Below are 16,603 nucleotides of genomic sequence, written 5' to 3'. Positions count from 1 at the left end.
GACGCGCTTTTGAGGGCAGTGCGGCAGTTATCACCAGCGTATTTTGTGACGAGGTTGGAACATGTTCAGCGAAGCCAGATACCAAGAATACATAAGTGACTTTAACTCAACTTTTGTCGGCGGGATGTCTCTGTCAGACTTTTTCGACAAGTACTACGAACAAGACGCCACCTTTGAGTATGTGCCGCAGGCGCGAAAAAACATCGGCAGAGAAGAAGTTCTGAGTTTTTGGGGCGGGGTTGGTGACAAGATGCAAGAGGTTATTCTTGCCCACACGCACTACCTGGCAAACGCGACTACAGTGGCGTCAGAAGCACCGATAGACTTCTTGTGCAGGGAGGACGTTGATTGGAACGGTGTTTCATACAAAGCAGGTACAAAATTCCGCCTTATGATGTGTGCGTTTTACGATGTAAGCCCTAACAACAAGTTCACCTATGTCAGAGTGTATTCGATCTACAATCCGGCATACACGCCTGAGCAGTGACTTGGGGTTCTCGGGAAGAACAAAGAGCTTAAAGCAGGGAAAAACGAAAGACCGGTTTCAGGTTGTGGAAATGAAAAAGGGCCCCCAACTGGCGGCCCTCAATCATGTCGCAGTGAAAGCTGAGATCAGCCGTTCACGCTGTCCTTCAGAGCTTTCGCAATGGTCATCTTGACCACTTTGTCGGCTTCTTTCTTGAACTGCTCGCCGGTGGCGGGGTTGCGTACCATGCGCTCGGGGCGCTCGCGGCAGTAGATTTTGCCAACGCCGGGCAGGGTCACTGCGCCGCCGGCCGAAACTTCGCGGGTGATCAGGCCGGTCATGGCCTCCAACGCTGCGTTTGCAGCTTTCTTGTCGGTTCCCATTTCCTCAGCGAGAGCAGCAACCAGCTGAGTCTTTGTCATAGGCTTTGCCATTTCTTGGTCTCCTTAACGTGCCCGATACATAGGGCCTCACCGCGTAACTGTAACGGGATATTGTGGGCGAACACAACGAATAGTAGCGCGAAAAACCCTAAAAATATGGGGAAAACGTTGCTTTTTTGCGTCAGAGAAAGGCCGTTTCGTCGAAAGAACGCAATTTCCGGCTGTGTAACCGCTCCAAAGGCATGCCGCGCAGATGTTCCATCGCCCGAATTCCAATGGCCAGATGGCGACTTACCTGAGTTGTATAAAAGGCAGACGCCATGCCGGGCAACTTTAATTCGCCGTGCAAGGGTTTGTCCGAAACGCACAGCAAGGTGCCGTAGGGAACGCGGAAGCGATAGCCGTTTGCAGCGATGGTCGCGCTTTCCATATCCAGCGCAATCGCGCGCGACTGGCTGAGCCTCTGCACCGGCCCGGATTGGTCGCGCAGTTCCCAGTTGCGGTTATCGACCGAGGCGACGGTCCCCGTGCGCATGATCCGCTTAAGCTCATATCCTTCCAGTTCGGTAACTTCGGCAACCGCACGTTCCAGCGCGACCTGAACCTCGGCCAATGGCGGGATCGGAACCCAAACCGGCAGGTCGTCATCCAGCACCTTGTCTTCGCGCAGATAAGCATGCGCCAGCACGAAATCGCCTAGCGCCTGCGTGTTTCGCAGGCCAGCGCAGTGACCGACCATCAACCAGGCATGGGGGCGCAATACCGCGATGTGATCGGTTGCCGTTTTGGCGTTTGACGGACCGACGCCGATATTGACCAGCGTAATCCCCGACCCATCCGCGCGTTTCAGGTGATATGTCGGCATCTGCGGCAGCTTCAGCGGTTGGGCGAGCTCGGCCTTGGGGTCGGTGATCTCGACATTGCCGGTAGACACAAAGCTGGTGTAGCCGCTTTCCGGGTCGGCCAATTGTTCACGGGCGTAGTTTTCGAACTCGGATACGTAGAACTGGTAGTTCGTGAACAGGACGTGGTTCTGGAAATGGCTGGGGTCCGTCGCTGTATAATGCGCCAGTCGCGCCAGTGAGTAGTCCACACGCTGCGCTGTGAACAGGGCCAGCGGGCCGACTTCGGCCTCGGAATCATAGACGCCGTTCACAATGTCATCATTGGTGGTGGTCAGGTCGGGCACATCAAAAACGTCGCGCAACGTGAACCCGGCTGCGCCCTGTTGCGGGACGTGCAGGTCGGGGTTGTTGGCCACCGCGAAATGAACCGGAATCGGTGTCTCCGACGCACCAATCGTCACCGGCTGATCGTGGTTCTTGATCAGCAACGCGATCTGCTGGGTCAGGTAGGATCGAAACAAGTCCGGCCGGGTGACCGTCGTTGCGTGAATGCCCGGTTCCGAGACATGGCCGAAGCTCAAACGGCTGTCGACATGGGCATAGGACGACGTCCTTATGCGAATCTCCGGGTAATAGGCTCTGTACCGTGCTGTTGGTGCGCCTTGCTTCATCGCGTCGGCAAAGCTGTCGCACAGAAAGCGCGTCGCTTGTTCGTACAGTTCTTCCAAACGGGCCACGGCGGCCTTGGGATCGGTGAACTGCTCGGGTTTTGGTGCGTTGGGTGTTTTTATTATTGTCATGCAAGTGGTTCCAGAAGATCGATTTTCTCAAAGGTGCGCACGTCCACCAGGCCCAGGTCTGAGATTCGTAATTCCGGAATAACGACCAGCGCCAGCAGTGAGTGCTGCATATAAGCGTTGTTGAGGGTGCAACCGCAGGCTTCCATCGCCGCAACCATGGCCTCGGCCTTAGCAGCCACCTGAGCGGCAGGGCTGTCAGACATCAGGCCCGCGATTGGCAGTTCAACCAGAGCCAGTTCTTGCCCATCGCGGAAGATAGTGATGCCGCCACCTATTTCGGCCAAGCGGTTGGCGGCCAGTGCCATCTGTTCGCGATCGGTGCCGACGACGATCATGTGATGGCTGTCATGCGCCACGGTCGAGGCCATGGCCATTTTGCCTTGATACCCGAATCCCGAGACAAAGGCATTGGTCACGCCGCCCGTAGCCCGATGCCGTTCGACCAATGCGATCTGGCAGACTTCGCCTTCGCCCTCGACCAACCCTTCGATGATCGGCAGTTCGGCTTTCAGAGCTTTGGTCGGGGCCTGGTTTTCCACCACTCCGATCACATTGGCCTGCACCCGGTTGGCACCTGTTGGCGCCTCGATTTCGAAATCGGTCGCGGTCAGCGCGTGCCCCAAGTGAACGGTATTGCGGGCCGAATCCGGCCAGTTGAAGTGTGGGCAGTCCACGGTGATCTCACCATGCTCGGCCACGACCTTACCGCGCGCGATCACGGTTTCGATGGGCAGTTCCTTCAGGTCCGAGCTGAGGATGACATCCGCGCGCCGCCCCGGTGTGATCGAGCCGATCTCACGCTCCAACCCGAAATGGGTCGCCGTGTTGATCGTTGCCATCTGCAGCGCGACCAACGGATCGCAGCCACAGGCAATGGCGTGGCGGACCACACGGTTCATGTGCCCGTCATTGACCAACGTGCCCGAGTGGCAGTCATCAGTGCACAGGATAAAGTTGCGCGGGTCCAGGCCTTTCTCGGTGACCGCCGTGATCTGGCTTTCCACATCAAACCAGGCCGAGCCCAGCCGCATCATCGACCGCATGCCCTGACGAACGCGCGCGATGGCGTCAGCCTCGCAAGTGCCTTCATGGTCGTCCGCCGGACCCCCGGCCACATAGGCCGCAAAATCAGGCCCTAAATCAGGGGAAGCGTAGTGACCGCCAACGGTTTTGCCCGCGCGTTGTGTGGCGGCGATCTCGGCCAGCATCTTGGGGTCGCCGTGGATAACACCCGGGAAATTCATCATCTCACCCAGTCCGATGATTCCGGGCCAGTTCATGGCTTCGGCCACGTCTTCGGGAGTGATTTCGTACCCGGTCGTTTCCAGCCCTGGTGCCGACGGCGCACAGGATGGCATCTGGGTGAAGATATTCACCGGCTGCATCATTGCTTCGTCATGCATCATGCGCACGCCATCAAGGCCCAGCACATTGGCGATTTCATGCGGGTCCGTGAACATGCTGGTCGTGCCATGGGGAATAACGGCACGCGCAAACTCAGCGGGTGTCAGCATCCCTGATTCGATATGCATATGTGCGTCGCACAGACCGGGGACCATGTAACGGCCGGCGGCTTCGATGATCTGCGTCTCGGGGCCCACGCAATGCGACGCATCGGGGCCGACAAAGGCTACACGCCCATTCGCTATGGCAATGTCATGATCTGGCAGGCATTCGCGGCTGTGTACGTTTACCCAGATACCGCCGCGGATCACCATATCCGCAGGTTCACGCCCGGCGGCTACAGCAATCAGACGAGGGGCGACATCGGGCCAACTTGGGAAGGGTGTGTGTTCCATGGCCCAACTTTCCCGAATGCGCGAAAAGGTTCAACCCCTTGCGAACAGGTATCATCAAACCGTCACGCAGCGCGTCAGCGCCGCCCGGCCCAACCAGAAGAGATGCCCTGAACGGGCATGGATGATGGGCGGGAGCATCCCCGTCTATAATGGCAAGTCAGCGGCCATTTCTCGACGAACCCAATCGACAAAGGCAACAGCACCGGGGCTTTCTTCCGCGCGAGGTGACAACAGCAGGTAATATGCTTCGGGCATGGGTGAGCGGTGAGGGAAAGGAGCGACCAGCCGACCTTGTTCGATCAGGCTGCGCGCGATGGTGTCATGGGCCAGACACAAACCACCTCCTACCATCGCCACGGACAGACTGACCAGATATGTGGTGGAGTAGGTAATTGCGGGATTTTCCCAATTTAGACCCTGATCTTCGACCCAGCCCTGCCAATTTGACAGCAGGTTCGAGCAATCAAAAAGCGGCTGCGTTTGCAAAGTCCCCAGCGTCACCTCGAATTCCGGCGCGCAGACTGGATAATAGTATTCGGTTCTAAGCAACTCGGTCCGGACCGTATCCGACGGCCGCAGCGAATAGCGGATTTCCACCGCCGCCCCGTCCGCCATTTCCTGAGGCTCCCAAAGTTCGGTGAATATGTTCAGTTGCACTTCCGGATGCTGAGCGCGAAAATCCGGCAGCCTGGGAGCCAGCCAATTAACCGCGAAGGTAATGTTGCTTTGAACCTGTACCGCGTTCTGCTGGGCTCCGGTAACGGCCTGCGTTCCGCGCACCAGCGTCCGAAATGCCTCGCGTACAACAGGCAGGTAGGTGATGCCTGCCTCAGTCAGTTCCAGCGCCCGCGGGCGCCGCAGAAACAGCGGCTGGCCAAGGTATCCTTCCAGCGACTTGATCTGCTGACTGACCGCACTTTGAGTCATGTTCAAGTCCCGGGCGGCACCGGTAAAGGACAGGTGGCGGGCCGCAGCCTCGAACGTGCGCAGCCAACCCAGCGGAGGAAGCGTCTTCTGCATGTGCATAACCTTGCCATTAGTTCGGCTTATGGGATAGTTGCGTTTTTTTCGTTGGTCAAACCTTCGCGCCGCAGGCACGATTTCCCAAAGTCCTCAGCTATCCGCAAAGGAGCCCGGAATGAGTGTCACCAACCTGCGCGCCAATATCGATCACTGGGCCGAACGCGTGGATCTTGCCGCAACGTTTCGTTGGGTCGAACGTTTGAACATGCATGAGGGCGTGGCCAACCACTTTAGCCTTGCGGTTAACCCTGATGGCACTCAGTTTCTGATGAACCCGAACCAGATGCATTTTGCTCGGGTCAAAGCATCAAATCTGCTGTTTCTGGATGCCAATGATGCCGAAGTCATGAACCAGCCCGGAGCCCCCGATCCAACGGCGTGGGGCTTGCACGGATCGATCCACCGGCACTGCCCGCATGCACGTTGCGTGATGCATGTGCATTCGATCTTTGCGACGGTTCTGGCCTCGCTAGCGGATAGCACGCTGCCCCCGATCGATCAGAACACGGCCACATTCTACAACCGGTATGTCATCGATCAGGAATTTGGTGGCCTTGCCTTCGAAAGCGAAGGGGAACGTTGCGCATCCATGCTGTCGGACCCCAAAAAGAAGGTCATGATCATGGGCAATCACGGTGTGCTCGTGATCGGCAGCGATCCAGCAGATGCCTTTAATAGGCTCTATTATTTCGAACGTGCGGCAGAAACTTACATTCGCGCGCTGCAAACCGGCCAGCCCCTGCGCGTCCTGTCGGACGAGATCGCCGAGAAGACGGCGCAAGAACTTGAAGATTATCCGGATCAGGCCGAAGCGCATCTGCGAGAGATCAAGGCTCTGCTGGATGCGGAGGGTTCGGACTACTCAACGTGACACCTCGATAGGGTATTCGCCATGTCTGACACTGCCCAGGATCCCGAAGCCGCTCGCTGGAACTATCACCCCGAGGGTCCGGTGAAGTTGAATCCGTTGTTCAATTGGCCCCCGCGCCCTACCGCAGTGCTGAAATGGTACGGCGGGGCATGGCTTCAGATCACGTCGCTAACGCTGTGCCTGGCAATAGCCGTCATTGCCTACGCGTTCTTCTTCCCTTCGCTCGACACGATGCAGAGTTTTGCGCCAGGGTGGATGTTCCGCATTTGGCTGCTGAACATGGTGCCTCAGATTCTGGTCGCGGGTGGGCTGCACTGGTGGCTGTACATGCGAAAAGGGCAGGGCATGTACAAAAAGTTCGACCGCCGAGACCTGACGCGCAACAACGGTACGTTCACGTTCCGCAGTCAGGTTCTGGATAATATCTGGTGGACGCTGGGCAGTGCGATGTCTGTGGCCACCGTGTATCAGTGGATCATCTACTGGGCGATGGCCAACGGATATGTGCCAACCGTCACATGGGCCAGTGCGCCGGTCTGGTGCGTCGTCTGGATGGCGTTAATACCCATGTGGTCAGGCCTACACTTCTATTGGGTGCACAGGTTGGAGCATCATCCCAAGCTCTATAAACACGTTCATGCCGTGCATCATCGCAATGTAAACACTGGTCCATGGTCGGGGATATCGAACCACTGGTATGAGAACCTGCTGTATTTCTCGACCTACTTCATCCATCTGATCGTGCCGTCGCACCCGATGCACGTGCTGTTCCATGCATATTTCCAGCAGATCAGCCCCGTGCTGTCGCATTCCGGGTTCGAAAAGCTGAAAGCGGGCGACACCGAGGCCGCGCGCGCCGGGGATTTCTTTCACCAGCTCCACCACCGGTATTTCGAGTGCAACTACGGAACTTCTGAAATCCCGTTCGATAAGTGGTTTGGCACCTATCATGACGGCTCGGCCGAGGCGACGACACGCACACGCGCCTACAAGAAGCAGATGTACACCTAGCCTGTCCGCAAGGCGCGTGGCGTGGCACCGAATTCAGCTTTGAACGCGCGGGTCAGGGCGCTGGGGTCATCATAGCCCGCGCGCAGAGCAATTTCGCCAATGCTCATGTCGGTTTCGGAAACCAGCTTGCGCGCCAGATTGAGCCGCAAACGCCGATAGACCTGCGCGGGCCCGGCCCCAAGCTCGGTTTGCATCCTGACGGATAAAGCTTTTTGCGACCGTCCGACACGGCGAGCGATCTCGGAGACGGGCAAAGGCGACTCGAGGTTCTCCTGCATCAGGGCCAACGCTTTGTTAACGTAACCGCTGGTCGCGCCTGCGCCACCGGTATGGGAGCGCGCGGAATCACGGGTCATGAAAAGTTGAGATACCTCCAGGGCCAGCGCCTGCCCCTGATCTCGACCGATCAGATGCAGGACCAGATCAAAGGCCGCCATGGCGCCGGAACAGGTGATGCGGTTTCGGTCGATGACATAGCGTTCGCGTCGGGCATCGACCTCTGGGAACCTTTCGGTGAATCCGGTCAACTCCTCCCAGTGGATAGTGGCGTGATGCCCGTCCAAAAGCCCGGCCAAAGCCAACAGCCAGCTACCGGTGTCGAGACCAGCAAGAACCTTGAAGCGCCGGTTCGCAGATCGCAGGCCCGAGAGGGTGCGCCAACCGCCATGCGCTCGAAACCCATAGGACGGCATCACCATCAGCATGTCGCCGCTGGCGGTCTGCAGGGTCCCGTGTGGTGCAACTTGCAGGCCGGATGACGATGTCACTGGCCCGGTGTCCAGCGCAAGGAACTGCCAGTCATACAACTTGCGCCCTGCCAACGTGTTTGCGGCACGCAAAGGCTCGACCGTATTGGCCAGGCAATGGTTCGAGAATCCGTCGAACAGAAGAACCCCGATTTGCTGCGGTGCAGAGGGCGATTTAGTCCAATCTTGCATGATCAACGTCTATTTTCGCATGTTCGAAAAATCAAGCCGCGTCAGGATATGCCTCAACACCGGATTTGGAGACGCCCGATGCAATATGGATTGTCCGACGAACAGGAGATGATCGTCTCAACCGTTCGCAGCTTTGTCGAAAACGAAATCTACCCGCATGAGGAACTGGTCGAACGCACCGGCGAGGTCCCGCAGGAGATCGCGGGTGAGATCAAGCGCAAGACGATTGAGCTGGGCTTTTACGCCTGCAACTTTCCCGAAAGCGTAGGATGCGCAGGGCTGAATCATCTGGAGTTCGCACTGGTCGAACGTGAGTTAGGCCGCGGGTCCATGGCGCTGAACCATTTCTTCGGGCGTCCTCAGAATATTCTGATGGCGTGTGAGGGCGATCAGGTCGAACGCTACCTGATGCCGGCCGTGCGTGGCGAAAAGATGGATGCGTTGGCAATGACGGAACCCGGCGCCGGATCGGATGTGCGTGGCATGAAATGCGCGGCCGTCCGCGACCGAGGCGACTGGGTCGTTAATGGCACCAAGCATTTCATCTCGGGCGCAGAGCATGCGGATTTCATCATTGTCTTCATCGCAACCGGCGAGGATCAGACGCCGAAAGGCCCGAAAAAGCGGATCACGGCGTTTCTGGTTGATCGCGGAACACCGGGTTTCACCATCCGCGACGGGTATAAGTCTGTCAGCCATCGCGGCTATAAGAACATGGTGCTGGATTTCGACGACTGCCGCCTGCCGGACAGCCAGGTTCTGGGTGAAGTCGATGGCGGCTTCGATGTGATGAACACCTGGCTCTACGCAACCCGCATCACGGTTGCTGCCATGTCCGTGGGTCGCGCACGTCGCGCGTTCGACTATGCGCTGGATTACTCTGCCACGCGCGAACAGTTCGGCCAGAAGATCGGCAAGTATCAGGGCGTGTCCTTCCAGATCGCGGACATGATCACAGAAATAGACGCGGCAGACCTGTTGACGCTTGCGGCAGCAGACAGGCTGGACAAAGGCCTGCCTGCCAACCGCGAGATCGCCTCGGCAAAGCTTTATGCCTCCGAGATGTTGGGGCGTGTCACCGATGCTGCCATTCAGATCCACGGTGGTATGGGCCTGATGGATGACTACCCGCTGGAGCGTTTCTGGCGTGACGCGCGGGTTGAGCGCATTTGGGACGGCACCAGCGAAATCCAGCGCCACATTATCAGCCGCGATTTGCTGAGGGCGCTCGGTGCGTGACGAGGGAGGCCGCCTGATGTCTTCGCTGTCACGCGTCCTGAAACCCACATCGATTGCTGTGATTGGCGGCGGTGCCTGGTGCGTCGCTGTCATCGAACAGGCCCGAAAGTTTGGCTTTAAGGGCGATATCTGGCCCGTCCATCCAAAGGCGGCCCAAATCGCGGGCGAACCTGCCTTTGCCAGCCTCGAGGCGCTGCCCGAAGCGCCGGACGTTGCATTCATTGGTATCAACCGCCATGCGACGATCGAAACGGTTGGTGTTCTGGCCACGATGGGTGCCGGGGGCGCGGTGTGTTTTGCTTCGGGCTTTACCGAGGCCCGCGCCGAAGACGATCAGGGCGCTGATCTGCAGGACCAGTTGATTCGGGCGGCTGGCGACATGCCGATTCTGGGGCCAAACTGCTACGGATTTATCAACGGGTTGGATCGTGCCGCTGTCTGGCCGGATCAGCATGGCATGCAACCCGTGGATTGCGGTGTGGCGATCCTGACCCAAAGCTCGAACATCGCTATTAATATGACGATGCAACGCCGCGCTTTGCCATTGGCCTTTATGCTGACCAGCGGAAATCAGGCGCAGACCCATCAGGCCGACATCGCCTCGGCCTTGTTGGATGATGACCGGATCACCGCGATTGGTCTGCACATCGAAGGGTTCGGCGATCTGCGCAAATGGGAAGCTCTGGCCCAAAAGGCGCGGGATCGGAACGTGCCGATCATTGCCTTGAAAATGGGTCGCTCTGCGCATGCGCAGGCGGCGGCGATTTCCCATACGGCGTCGTTGGCCGGAGGAGATGCGGGCGCGCAGGCGTTTCTGGATCGGCTTGGGATCGCGCGGTTGGCAGATATTCCCAGCTTCCTAGAATGCCTCAAGCTACTGCATGTGACTGGTCGGCTTGATCATAACGGTCTTGGATCAATCAGCTGCTCCGGTGGAGAGGCCAGTCTAGCCGCGGATATGGCGGAAGGTCGCGCGGTGCATTTCCCACCGCTGACGGATACGCAAAAGGATGATCTGCGCGCAGCTTTGGGGCCGATGGTGGCCTTAGCGAACCCGCTGGACTACCACACCTACATTTGGCGCGACACTGCGGCGATGACGCGGGCTTGGTCTGCCATGACGAGCCCGGAACAGGCGCTGACCATGGCGATCGTCGACTATCCGCACACGGATGCGACAAATTGGGAATGTGCCACGCAGGCCGCTTTGAGTTGTGTGGAACGGACGGGGCGCAGGTTTGCAGTGACGGCAACGCTGCCGGAACTGATGCCCGAAGACGTCGCGCAACGCCTGTTGGAAGGAGGCGTGGTTCCATTCGCCGGGCTGCACGAGGCATTGGCCGCCGTCGAAGCTGCGGCACGTCCCGTCGTAGCAGAGACGGACCCGGTCTTGCTGCCCTCTGCCTCAGTTGCAGATCAGGTTTTGACCGAGGCTGAGGCCAAGCACGCATTGGAGGGTTTTGGAGTCCGCGTACCCAGAAGCACGGTTGCGCCCGCCGAAGCGGCGCCTCGATCCATAGCTGATCTGACGGGCCCATATGCCGTCAAGGGGGTTGGGCTGGCGCACAAATCCGAGCATGCGGCGGTTCGCCTTGGTATTGACGCCGCCGATGTCGCCGATGTCGCGGCGGATATCGGTACCGAAGAAGTACTGATCGAAGAAATGGCGACCGGTGGCGTGGCGGAACTGTTGGTGGGTGTCACACGAGACCCGGCTCATGGTTTCGTTTTGACCTTGGGCGCAGGCGGTGTGTTGACGGAAATCCTGCGCGACACGGTTTCTTTGCTGATCCCGTCCTCTCGTGACGCGGTGCAAAAGGCGTTGGGCGGGTTGAACTGCGCCCCGCTTTTGGCGGGGTATCGCGGCAAACCGGCGGCGGACATGGAAGCGATCCTGAACACGGTTGAGGCCGTTCAGGCCTATGTCATTGCCAATGCAGCCCACGTCAGCGAAGTTGAAATCAATCCCCTGATCTGTGCGCCGAACGGTGCGGTGGCGGTGGATGCTCTGATCCGAAAGGCAAGTTCATGAACCCGGTCAAAACCAAGCGCGAAGGCGCTATTCTCGAAGTCACCCTGGACCGCCCCAAGGCCAATGCCATTGATCTGGCAACAAGCCGCATCATGGGCGAGGTTTTTCGCGATTTTCGGGACGACCCTGACCTGCGCGTTGCGATCATAACGGGCGGTGGGGAAAAGTTCTTTTGCCCCGGCTGGGACCTGAAGGCCGCCGCTGACGGAGACGCCGTAGATGGCGATTATGGCGTCGGCGGGTTCGGCGGTCTGCAGGAACTGCGCGATATGAACAAGCCGGTCATCGCGGCGGTCAACGGGATCGCCTGTGGTGGCGGGTTGGAGCTGGCCTTGAGTGCGGACATGATCATCGCTGCGGATCACGCCAGTTTTGCATTGCCAGAAATCCGCTCGGGCACCGTGGCCGATGCCGCCAGTGTCAAACTGCCAAAACGCATTCCGTATCACGTGGCGATGGAACTGCTGCTGACCGGACGCTGGTTCGATCCGAACGAAGCGAAGAACTGGGGGTTAGTGAACGAGATCGTGCCGGGTGATCAGCTGATGGACCGCGCTTGGGAACTGGCGCGCCTTTTGGCCAGCGGCCCGCCATTGGTTTATGCCGCGATCAAAGAGATCGTGCGCGATGCCGAGGATTCTAAGTTTCAGGATGCCATGAACCGTATCACCGGGCGGCAACTGCCAACAGTCGATACTCTGTACGGATCGGAAGACAATCTGGAAGGCGCGCGTGCTTTTGCTGAAAAACGCGACCCCGTGTGGAAAGGGCGCTAAGTCAGTCTACACACGCTCGAACAGCGCGATCAGCGCGGTGTCATTTTTATTGGGGCCGGAGGCGAGGTCGCCATAGATGGGCACCTCGGGCAGGGCCAGATTGCGTATCTGGTCTTGAGCGAGCCGGTGCAGGGCTTCGGCAAAACCAAGTTTCTCGTAGTGTTTGGCGTTGATCGACAGGGCAAACTGAGCACCATGCCGGGCGACGCGCAGAAGTGCCGTCAAAGCCTCTGGCCCAAGGTGACCATGTGTGAACGTGCCAGAAGATACGATCCCAGAATAACTTTCGCGCGGAACCGGGATGCCTTCGTTCAGATCCGCCTCGATCGCGTCGCGGTAGATATCCTTGCGCATGGCCTGATCCAGCATCTCGGCGCTGATGTCCGTGGCGTCGATCGGGCCAACGCCCAAACCGGCCAGAACGGCGCCGCACAGGCCGGTTCCCGCGCCGACGTCAAGCACAGGCCCTTGTCCGCCGGCGCTGACAAAGGCACGCGCGGTGTGGATGTGCAACTGATAGTCTTCGCGCGTGGCAAAATCTTCGTCATAGTCCCCGGCCCATTCCGCATAGAGACGTTTGTGGCCTTCGGGCGAATCCAGCGCATAGGCTGTCTGCAGATCTGGTGTTTTTTCACTCATGCCCAAAAGAAAGGCGCATTGAGGGATTCGAATCAAGTATCTGCGTGCAGATGCTTGCATCCCGTGAATTTGCGGATCATCTAGGAACGCATGACAGGTACTCTCTTTTCGTTCGGGCACGGGTATTCGGCGCAGGCCTTGTCCCGGCAATTGAAACCCAATGGATGGCGCATCTTTGGCACCACGCGCGACCCGGCCCAATCGCAAGCGATCAGGGCGTCCGGGGCCGAACCGGTAATCTGGCCCGGACATACGCCCGAGTTGGATGGGGTGACCCACCTGCTAATCTCGACGGCGCCAAACGCGCAGGGGGATCCGGTTCTGGCTGCGATGCGAGATGAAATCGTGGAACGTGCGAAGCAGTTTGAATGGGTCGGCTATCTGTCGACCACCGCCGTCTACGGAGATCATCAGGGCGCGTGGGTGGATGAAACGACACCTGCGACCCCAACGGCCGAGCGCGGCAAATGGCGGGTGCGGGCAGAAGAACAATGGCGGGGCATTCCCGGCCTGCCGACCCATATCTTCCGTCTGGCTGGCATCTATGGCCCCGGACGCGGTCCGTTCTCCAAGTTGAAACGTGTGGGCATGCGGCGGATCATCAAACCCGGTCAGGTCTTTTCGCGCATCCATGTGGCAGACATCGCGCAGGTTCTTTCGGTGTCGATGGCCGCGCCCAATCCGGGTGCAATTTACAACGTATGCGATGACGAACCAGTCCCGCCACAGGATGTCATCGCCTACGCGGCCGAGTTGCAGGGCCTGCCGCTGCCGCCCGAGGTGTCATTTGACGAGGCGGATATGACCCCGATGGCGCGCAGCTTTTATAATGAAAACAAGCGGGTCAGGAATAATCGGATCAAGGATGAGTTGGGCGTAAACCTGCTTTATCCAGACTACAGGGTCGGGCTGAAGTCCCTGATGGTCGACGACTAAAGGCCGGACTGTCCCGGGGTAAGTTGCCCTTTGCTTTCTTTGATAAGTTTTGATTATAGAAACCATCTATAAACAAAACTTATTTGCATGGTTTGAATCTGCTAGTTCTGGCGGCGACAAGACAAGAGTCGCCGATGCCTCTGGTGGAATGCGCGCAATACAGGTCGTGCATCTAAAAGAAGTAAAAGTGTCATCTATATATGTTCTTGATCGCCCGAGTTTTTCACCGCGCGACTGAGCCGGATTTTAGCCAGGATTGGAGATCGACATGGACGGAAGTGATAACCCCAAAACGGGCGGATGCCCGGTAATGCATGGCGCAGGAACCCGGTCGAACCGGGATTGGTGGCCAAACCAGCTCAACTTGTCGATTCTGCACCAGAAAACGCCTGCGTCGAACCCGCTGGGGCCGGATTTCGACTACGCGGAAGAGTTCAAGAAGCTGGATATGAAAGCGCTGAAGGAAGATCTCTATGCGCTGATGACGGATTCGCAGGACTGGTGGCCCGCCGATTACGGCCACTATGGCGGTCTGTTCATCCGTATGGCCTGGCACAGCGCCGGGACCTACCGGACGGCAGATGGCCGAGGCGGCGCCTCAACCGGCAACCAGCGGTTCGCGCCGCTGAACAGCTGGCCGGATAACGGCAACCTCGATAAAGCGCGCCGTCTGCTGTGGCCGATCAAACAGAAATATGGCAACCAGATCTCTTGGGCCGACCTGATGATCCTGGCCGGCAACTGCGCTATCGAATCTATGGGCGGCAAGACCTTTGGCTTTGCCGGCGGCCGCGAAGATATCTGGGCGCCCGAAGAAGACATCTATTGGGGATCTGAAACCGACTGGCTGGCCCCCACCGACAACCCGCACAGCCGCTATTCAGGCGAACGCGATCTGGAAAACCCGCTGGCCGCCGTTCAGATGGGCCTGATCTACGTGAACCCGGAAGGTCCGGATGGTGAGCCCAACGTTTTGGCCTCGGGTCGCGATATCCGGGACACCTTTGGCCGGATGGCCATGAACGATGAGGAAACCGTCGCACTGGTTGCCGGTGGCCACACCTTCGGTAAAGCCCACGGCGCCGGGGACCCTGATCTGGTCGGTCCGGAACCCGAAGCCGCTCCGATCGAAGAGATGGGCTTGGGCTGGATCAACAAGTTCGGTTCGGGCGTGGGTGACGACACCACGACCTCGGGCATCGAGGGCGCGTGGACTGCGAATCCGATCAAATGGGACAACGGCTATTTCGACTTGCTGTTCAAATATGAGTGGAACCTGACCAAGAGCCCCGCAGGCGCATATATCTGGGAACCGATCGGCGTCGAAGAAGAAGACATGGCTCCGGCGGCCGGTGATCCGACCAAAAAGGTCAAGACCATGATGACAACCGCCGACATGGCGATGCGCATGGACCCGATTTATGGCCCGATCTCGAAACGCTTCCATGAGAACCCGGAAGAGTTCGCCGACGCCTTCGCCCGCGCGTGGTTCAAACTGACTCACCGCGACATGGGTCCGCGTTCGAACTATATCGGACCGGAAGCCCCAACTGAGGAGCTCATCTGGCAGGACAATGTTCCGGCAGTGGATCACGATCTGGTCGATGAGGCCGATGTCGCAGACCTGAAGGCCAAGATCGCCGCAACCGGCCTGTCGGTGTCCGAACTGGTCTCGACCGCATGGGCTTCGGCCTCGACTTTCCGTGGGTCTGATAAGCGCGGCGGTGCCAATGGTGCCCGTATCCGTCTCGCGCCGCAGAAAGACTGGGATGTGAACGAGCCTCTGAAACTGTCCAAAACTTTAGATGCTCTGGAAGGCGTTCAGAAGGCGTTCAACGATGCGCAGTCTGGCGGCAAGCAAGTATCTTTGGCTGACGTGATCGTTCTGGCCGGTGCAACGGGTGTCGAACAAGCTGCCAAGGCGGCGGGTATTGATGTCGAGGTGCCGTTCACTCCGGGCCGTACCGACGCGACTCAGGATCAGACGGACGTGGACAGCATGGCGGTTCTGGAACCAATCGCAGATGGTTTCCGCAACTATCAGAAGGCCGAGTACACCGTCTCGCCCGAAGAGTTGCTGGTTGACCGGGCGCAGTTGTTGACCCTGTCGGCACCTGAGATGACCGCCCTTGTCGGTGGCCTGCGGGTACTGGGCGCCAGTTTTGGCGATACCAGGCATGGCGTCTTTACGGACCGGGTTGGTGTGCTGAGCAACGACTTCTTCACCAACATTCTGGATATGAGCACCGAGTGGAAGCCTGCAGGCAAAGGTATCTACGAAGGCCGCGACCGCTCCAGTGGTGAGCTCAAATGGACCGGCACCCGTGTCGACCTGGTCTTCGGTTCGAACTCGCAGCTGCGGGCGCTGGCCGAGGTCTATGGTCAGGCCGACGCCGAAGGCAAATTCGTCTGTGACTTTGTATCGGCCTGGAACAAGGTGATGAATGCGGATCGTTTCGATCTGAAGTAATCCCGCGTTCATTACAGTAATTGCGCCGCTCGGGGAGACTCGGGCGGCGTTTTCTTTGGACCGAGTCCCGAGTGTATACCAAGCATTGGGTACGATTCCGCCGAAACGCCAACTTCTTTACCAGATCATGCAGGGAGAAAGTCGTTCAGGCGCGTGAATTCTAAAGCTAACCTGTTGTTTTTATTAACATCAGCAAGTTTCTGCGGGGAAATGTGAAGTTTTTTCAAAATGGGGGTTGCAGGTCCCAGACCTAATCCGTAAATACCCCTTCACCGGCGCTGCTGAGGCGCTGGGGGCGCACCGGGGAGACGGTGGGACGGGCCGGAGAGACGGTTGAGACGCTCAGGAGAGACTGGGGGCATCTTGGGAATGAGT

General features: G+C 58.5%; 14 protein-coding genes. 8 read left to right on the top strand and 6 right to left on the bottom strand.

All coding sequences use genetic code 11. The features are described 5' to 3' along the window. The first annotated feature begins 61 nt into the window (after positions 1–61). The gene (locus tag ACR0AA_RS14840) at positions 62–487 is read left to right on the top strand and encodes a nuclear transport factor 2-like protein (RefSeq protein WP_480666075.1); all 426 of its coding nucleotides are present in this window, start codon (positions 62–64) and stop codon (positions 485–487) included. A 125-nt stretch (positions 488–612) separates the two neighbouring features. On the opposite strand, the gene ACR0AA_RS14835 is transcribed toward ACR0AA_RS14840, so the two are convergent. The 4 genes from ACR0AA_RS14835 to ACR0AA_RS14820 form a co-directional block, all read right to left on the bottom strand. Next, positions 613–900 carry an HU family DNA-binding protein gene (locus tag ACR0AA_RS14835; protein ID WP_039533371.1) on the bottom strand — a complete coding sequence of 96 codons (288 nt, stop codon included), beginning with the start codon at positions 898–900 and terminating at the stop codon, positions 613–615. 130 nt (positions 901–1,030) lie between these two features. Further along, positions 1,031–2,494, bottom strand: coding sequence for an AMP nucleosidase (locus ACR0AA_RS14830; RefSeq protein WP_480666076.1), 1,464 nt, complete (start codon positions 2,492–2,494; stop codon positions 1,031–1,033). Continuing rightward, positions 2,491–4,293, bottom strand: coding sequence for an adenine deaminase (ade, locus tag ACR0AA_RS14825; protein ID WP_480666077.1), 1,803 nt, complete (start codon positions 4,291–4,293; stop codon positions 2,491–2,493). The genes ACR0AA_RS14830 and ade overlap by 4 nt, the downstream gene beginning before the upstream one ends. Positions 4,294–4,437: 144 nt before the next feature. Beyond that, entirely contained in the window at positions 4,438–5,313 is an 876-nt protein-coding gene (locus ACR0AA_RS14820; RefSeq protein ID WP_480666078.1) for a LysR family transcriptional regulator, read from the bottom strand. 118 nt (positions 5,314–5,431) lie between these two features. On the opposite strand from ACR0AA_RS14820, the gene ACR0AA_RS14815 reads away from it, so the two are divergent. Together ACR0AA_RS14815 and ACR0AA_RS14810 are read left to right on the top strand one after the other, a co-directional pair. Further along, on the top strand, positions 5,432–6,187 hold the full coding sequence (locus ACR0AA_RS14815; protein ID WP_480666079.1) for a class II aldolase and adducin N-terminal domain-containing protein: 756 nt from the start codon (positions 5,432–5,434) through the stop codon (positions 6,185–6,187). Between the two features lie 21 nt (positions 6,188–6,208). Next, entirely contained in the window at positions 6,209–7,198 is a 990-nt protein-coding gene (locus ACR0AA_RS14810; RefSeq protein ID WP_480756340.1) for a sterol desaturase family protein, read from the top strand. On the opposite strand, the gene ACR0AA_RS14805 is transcribed toward ACR0AA_RS14810, so the two are convergent. Next, positions 7,195–8,136: a GlxA family transcriptional regulator gene (locus ACR0AA_RS14805; protein ID WP_480666081.1), complete on the bottom strand. Its 942-nt coding sequence runs from the start codon at positions 8,134–8,136 to the stop codon at positions 7,195–7,197. The two genes, ACR0AA_RS14810 and ACR0AA_RS14805, sit on opposite strands and share 4 nt — an antisense overlap. Before the next feature lie 78 nt (positions 8,137–8,214). On the opposite strand from ACR0AA_RS14805, the gene ACR0AA_RS14800 reads away from it, so the two are divergent. The 3 genes from ACR0AA_RS14800 to ACR0AA_RS14790 are packed head-to-tail and all read left to right on the top strand — an operon-like array spanning position 8,215 to position 12,183. Next, positions 8,215–9,375: an acyl-CoA dehydrogenase family protein gene (locus ACR0AA_RS14800; protein ID WP_480756339.1), complete on the top strand. Its 1,161-nt coding sequence runs from the start codon at positions 8,215–8,217 to the stop codon at positions 9,373–9,375. Between the two features lie 16 nt (positions 9,376–9,391). Continuing rightward, entirely contained in the window at positions 9,392–11,407 is a 2,016-nt protein-coding gene (locus ACR0AA_RS14795) for an acetate--CoA ligase family protein (protein ID WP_480756338.1), read from the top strand. After that, positions 11,404–12,183, top strand: coding sequence for a carnitinyl-CoA dehydratase (locus ACR0AA_RS14790; protein WP_480666084.1), 780 nt, complete (start codon positions 11,404–11,406; stop codon positions 12,181–12,183). Before ACR0AA_RS14795 ends, ACR0AA_RS14790 begins: the two co-directional genes overlap by 4 nt. Positions 12,184–12,189: 6 nt before the next feature. Here the strand turns inward: ACR0AA_RS14790 and ACR0AA_RS14785 are convergent, their stop codons facing one another. After that, complete coding sequence (locus tag ACR0AA_RS14785) at positions 12,190–12,822, bottom strand: class I SAM-dependent DNA methyltransferase (RefSeq protein ID WP_480666085.1); 633 nt, start codon at positions 12,820–12,822, stop codon at positions 12,190–12,192. A 90-nt stretch (positions 12,823–12,912) separates the two neighbouring features. Between ACR0AA_RS14785 and ACR0AA_RS14780 the strand changes: the two genes are divergently transcribed. Continuing rightward, positions 12,913–13,758: an SDR family oxidoreductase gene (locus ACR0AA_RS14780; protein ID WP_480666086.1), complete on the top strand. Its 846-nt coding sequence runs from the start codon at positions 12,913–12,915 to the stop codon at positions 13,756–13,758. Positions 13,759–14,026: 268 nt separating this feature from the next. Beyond that, positions 14,027–16,228, top strand: a complete 2,202-nt coding sequence (gene katG, locus ACR0AA_RS14775) for a catalase/peroxidase HPI (RefSeq protein WP_480666087.1) — start codon at positions 14,027–14,029, stop codon at positions 16,226–16,228. Positions 16,229–16,603 lie beyond the last annotated feature (375 nt).

The organism is Ruegeria sp. CE8 (assembly GCF_056537465.1).
The sequence above is the reverse complement of the archived record's forward strand: the minus strand, read 5'-3'. Positions and strand labels throughout refer to the sequence as shown.

Excerpts from the sequence above, each read along its gene's own strand:
- ACR0AA_RS14805 (WP_480666081.1), bottom strand. The coding sequence starts at position 8,136 with ATGCAAGATTGGACTAAATCGCCCTCTGCACCGCAGCAAATCGGGGTT.
- ACR0AA_RS14795 (WP_480756338.1), top strand. The coding sequence starts at position 9,392 with ATGTCTTCGCTGTCACGCGTCCTGAAACCCACATCGATTGCTGTGATT.
- ACR0AA_RS14785 (WP_480666085.1), bottom strand. The coding sequence starts at position 12,822 with ATGAGTGAAAAAACACCAGATCTGCAGACAGCCTATGCGCTGGATTCG.
- katG (WP_480666087.1), top strand. The coding sequence starts at position 14,027 with ATGGACGGAAGTGATAACCCCAAAACGGGCGGATGCCCGGTAATGCAT.
- ACR0AA_RS14835 (WP_039533371.1), bottom strand. The coding sequence starts at position 900 with ATGGCAAAGCCTATGACAAAGACTCAGCTGGTTGCTGCTCTCGCTGAG.
- ACR0AA_RS14815 (WP_480666079.1), top strand. The coding sequence starts at position 5,432 with ATGAGTGTCACCAACCTGCGCGCCAATATCGATCACTGGGCCGAACGC.
- ACR0AA_RS14800 (WP_480756339.1), top strand. The coding sequence starts at position 8,215 with ATGCAATATGGATTGTCCGACGAACAGGAGATGATCGTCTCAACCGTT.
- ade (WP_480666077.1), bottom strand. The coding sequence starts at position 4,293 with ATGGAACACACACCCTTCCCAAGTTGGCCCGATGTCGCCCCTCGTCTG.
- ACR0AA_RS14780 (WP_480666086.1), top strand. The coding sequence starts at position 12,913 with ATGACAGGTACTCTCTTTTCGTTCGGGCACGGGTATTCGGCGCAGGCC.
- ACR0AA_RS14810 (WP_480756340.1), top strand. The coding sequence starts at position 6,209 with ATGTCTGACACTGCCCAGGATCCCGAAGCCGCTCGCTGGAACTATCAC.
- ACR0AA_RS14790 (WP_480666084.1), top strand. The coding sequence starts at position 11,404 with ATGAACCCGGTCAAAACCAAGCGCGAAGGCGCTATTCTCGAAGTCACC.
- ACR0AA_RS14820 (WP_480666078.1), bottom strand. The coding sequence starts at position 5,313 with ATGCAGAAGACGCTTCCTCCGCTGGGTTGGCTGCGCACGTTCGAGGCT.
- ACR0AA_RS14830 (WP_480666076.1), bottom strand. The coding sequence starts at position 2,494 with ATGACAATAATAAAAACACCCAACGCACCAAAACCCGAGCAGTTCACC.
- ACR0AA_RS14840 (WP_480666075.1), top strand. The coding sequence starts at position 62 with ATGTTCAGCGAAGCCAGATACCAAGAATACATAAGTGACTTTAACTCA.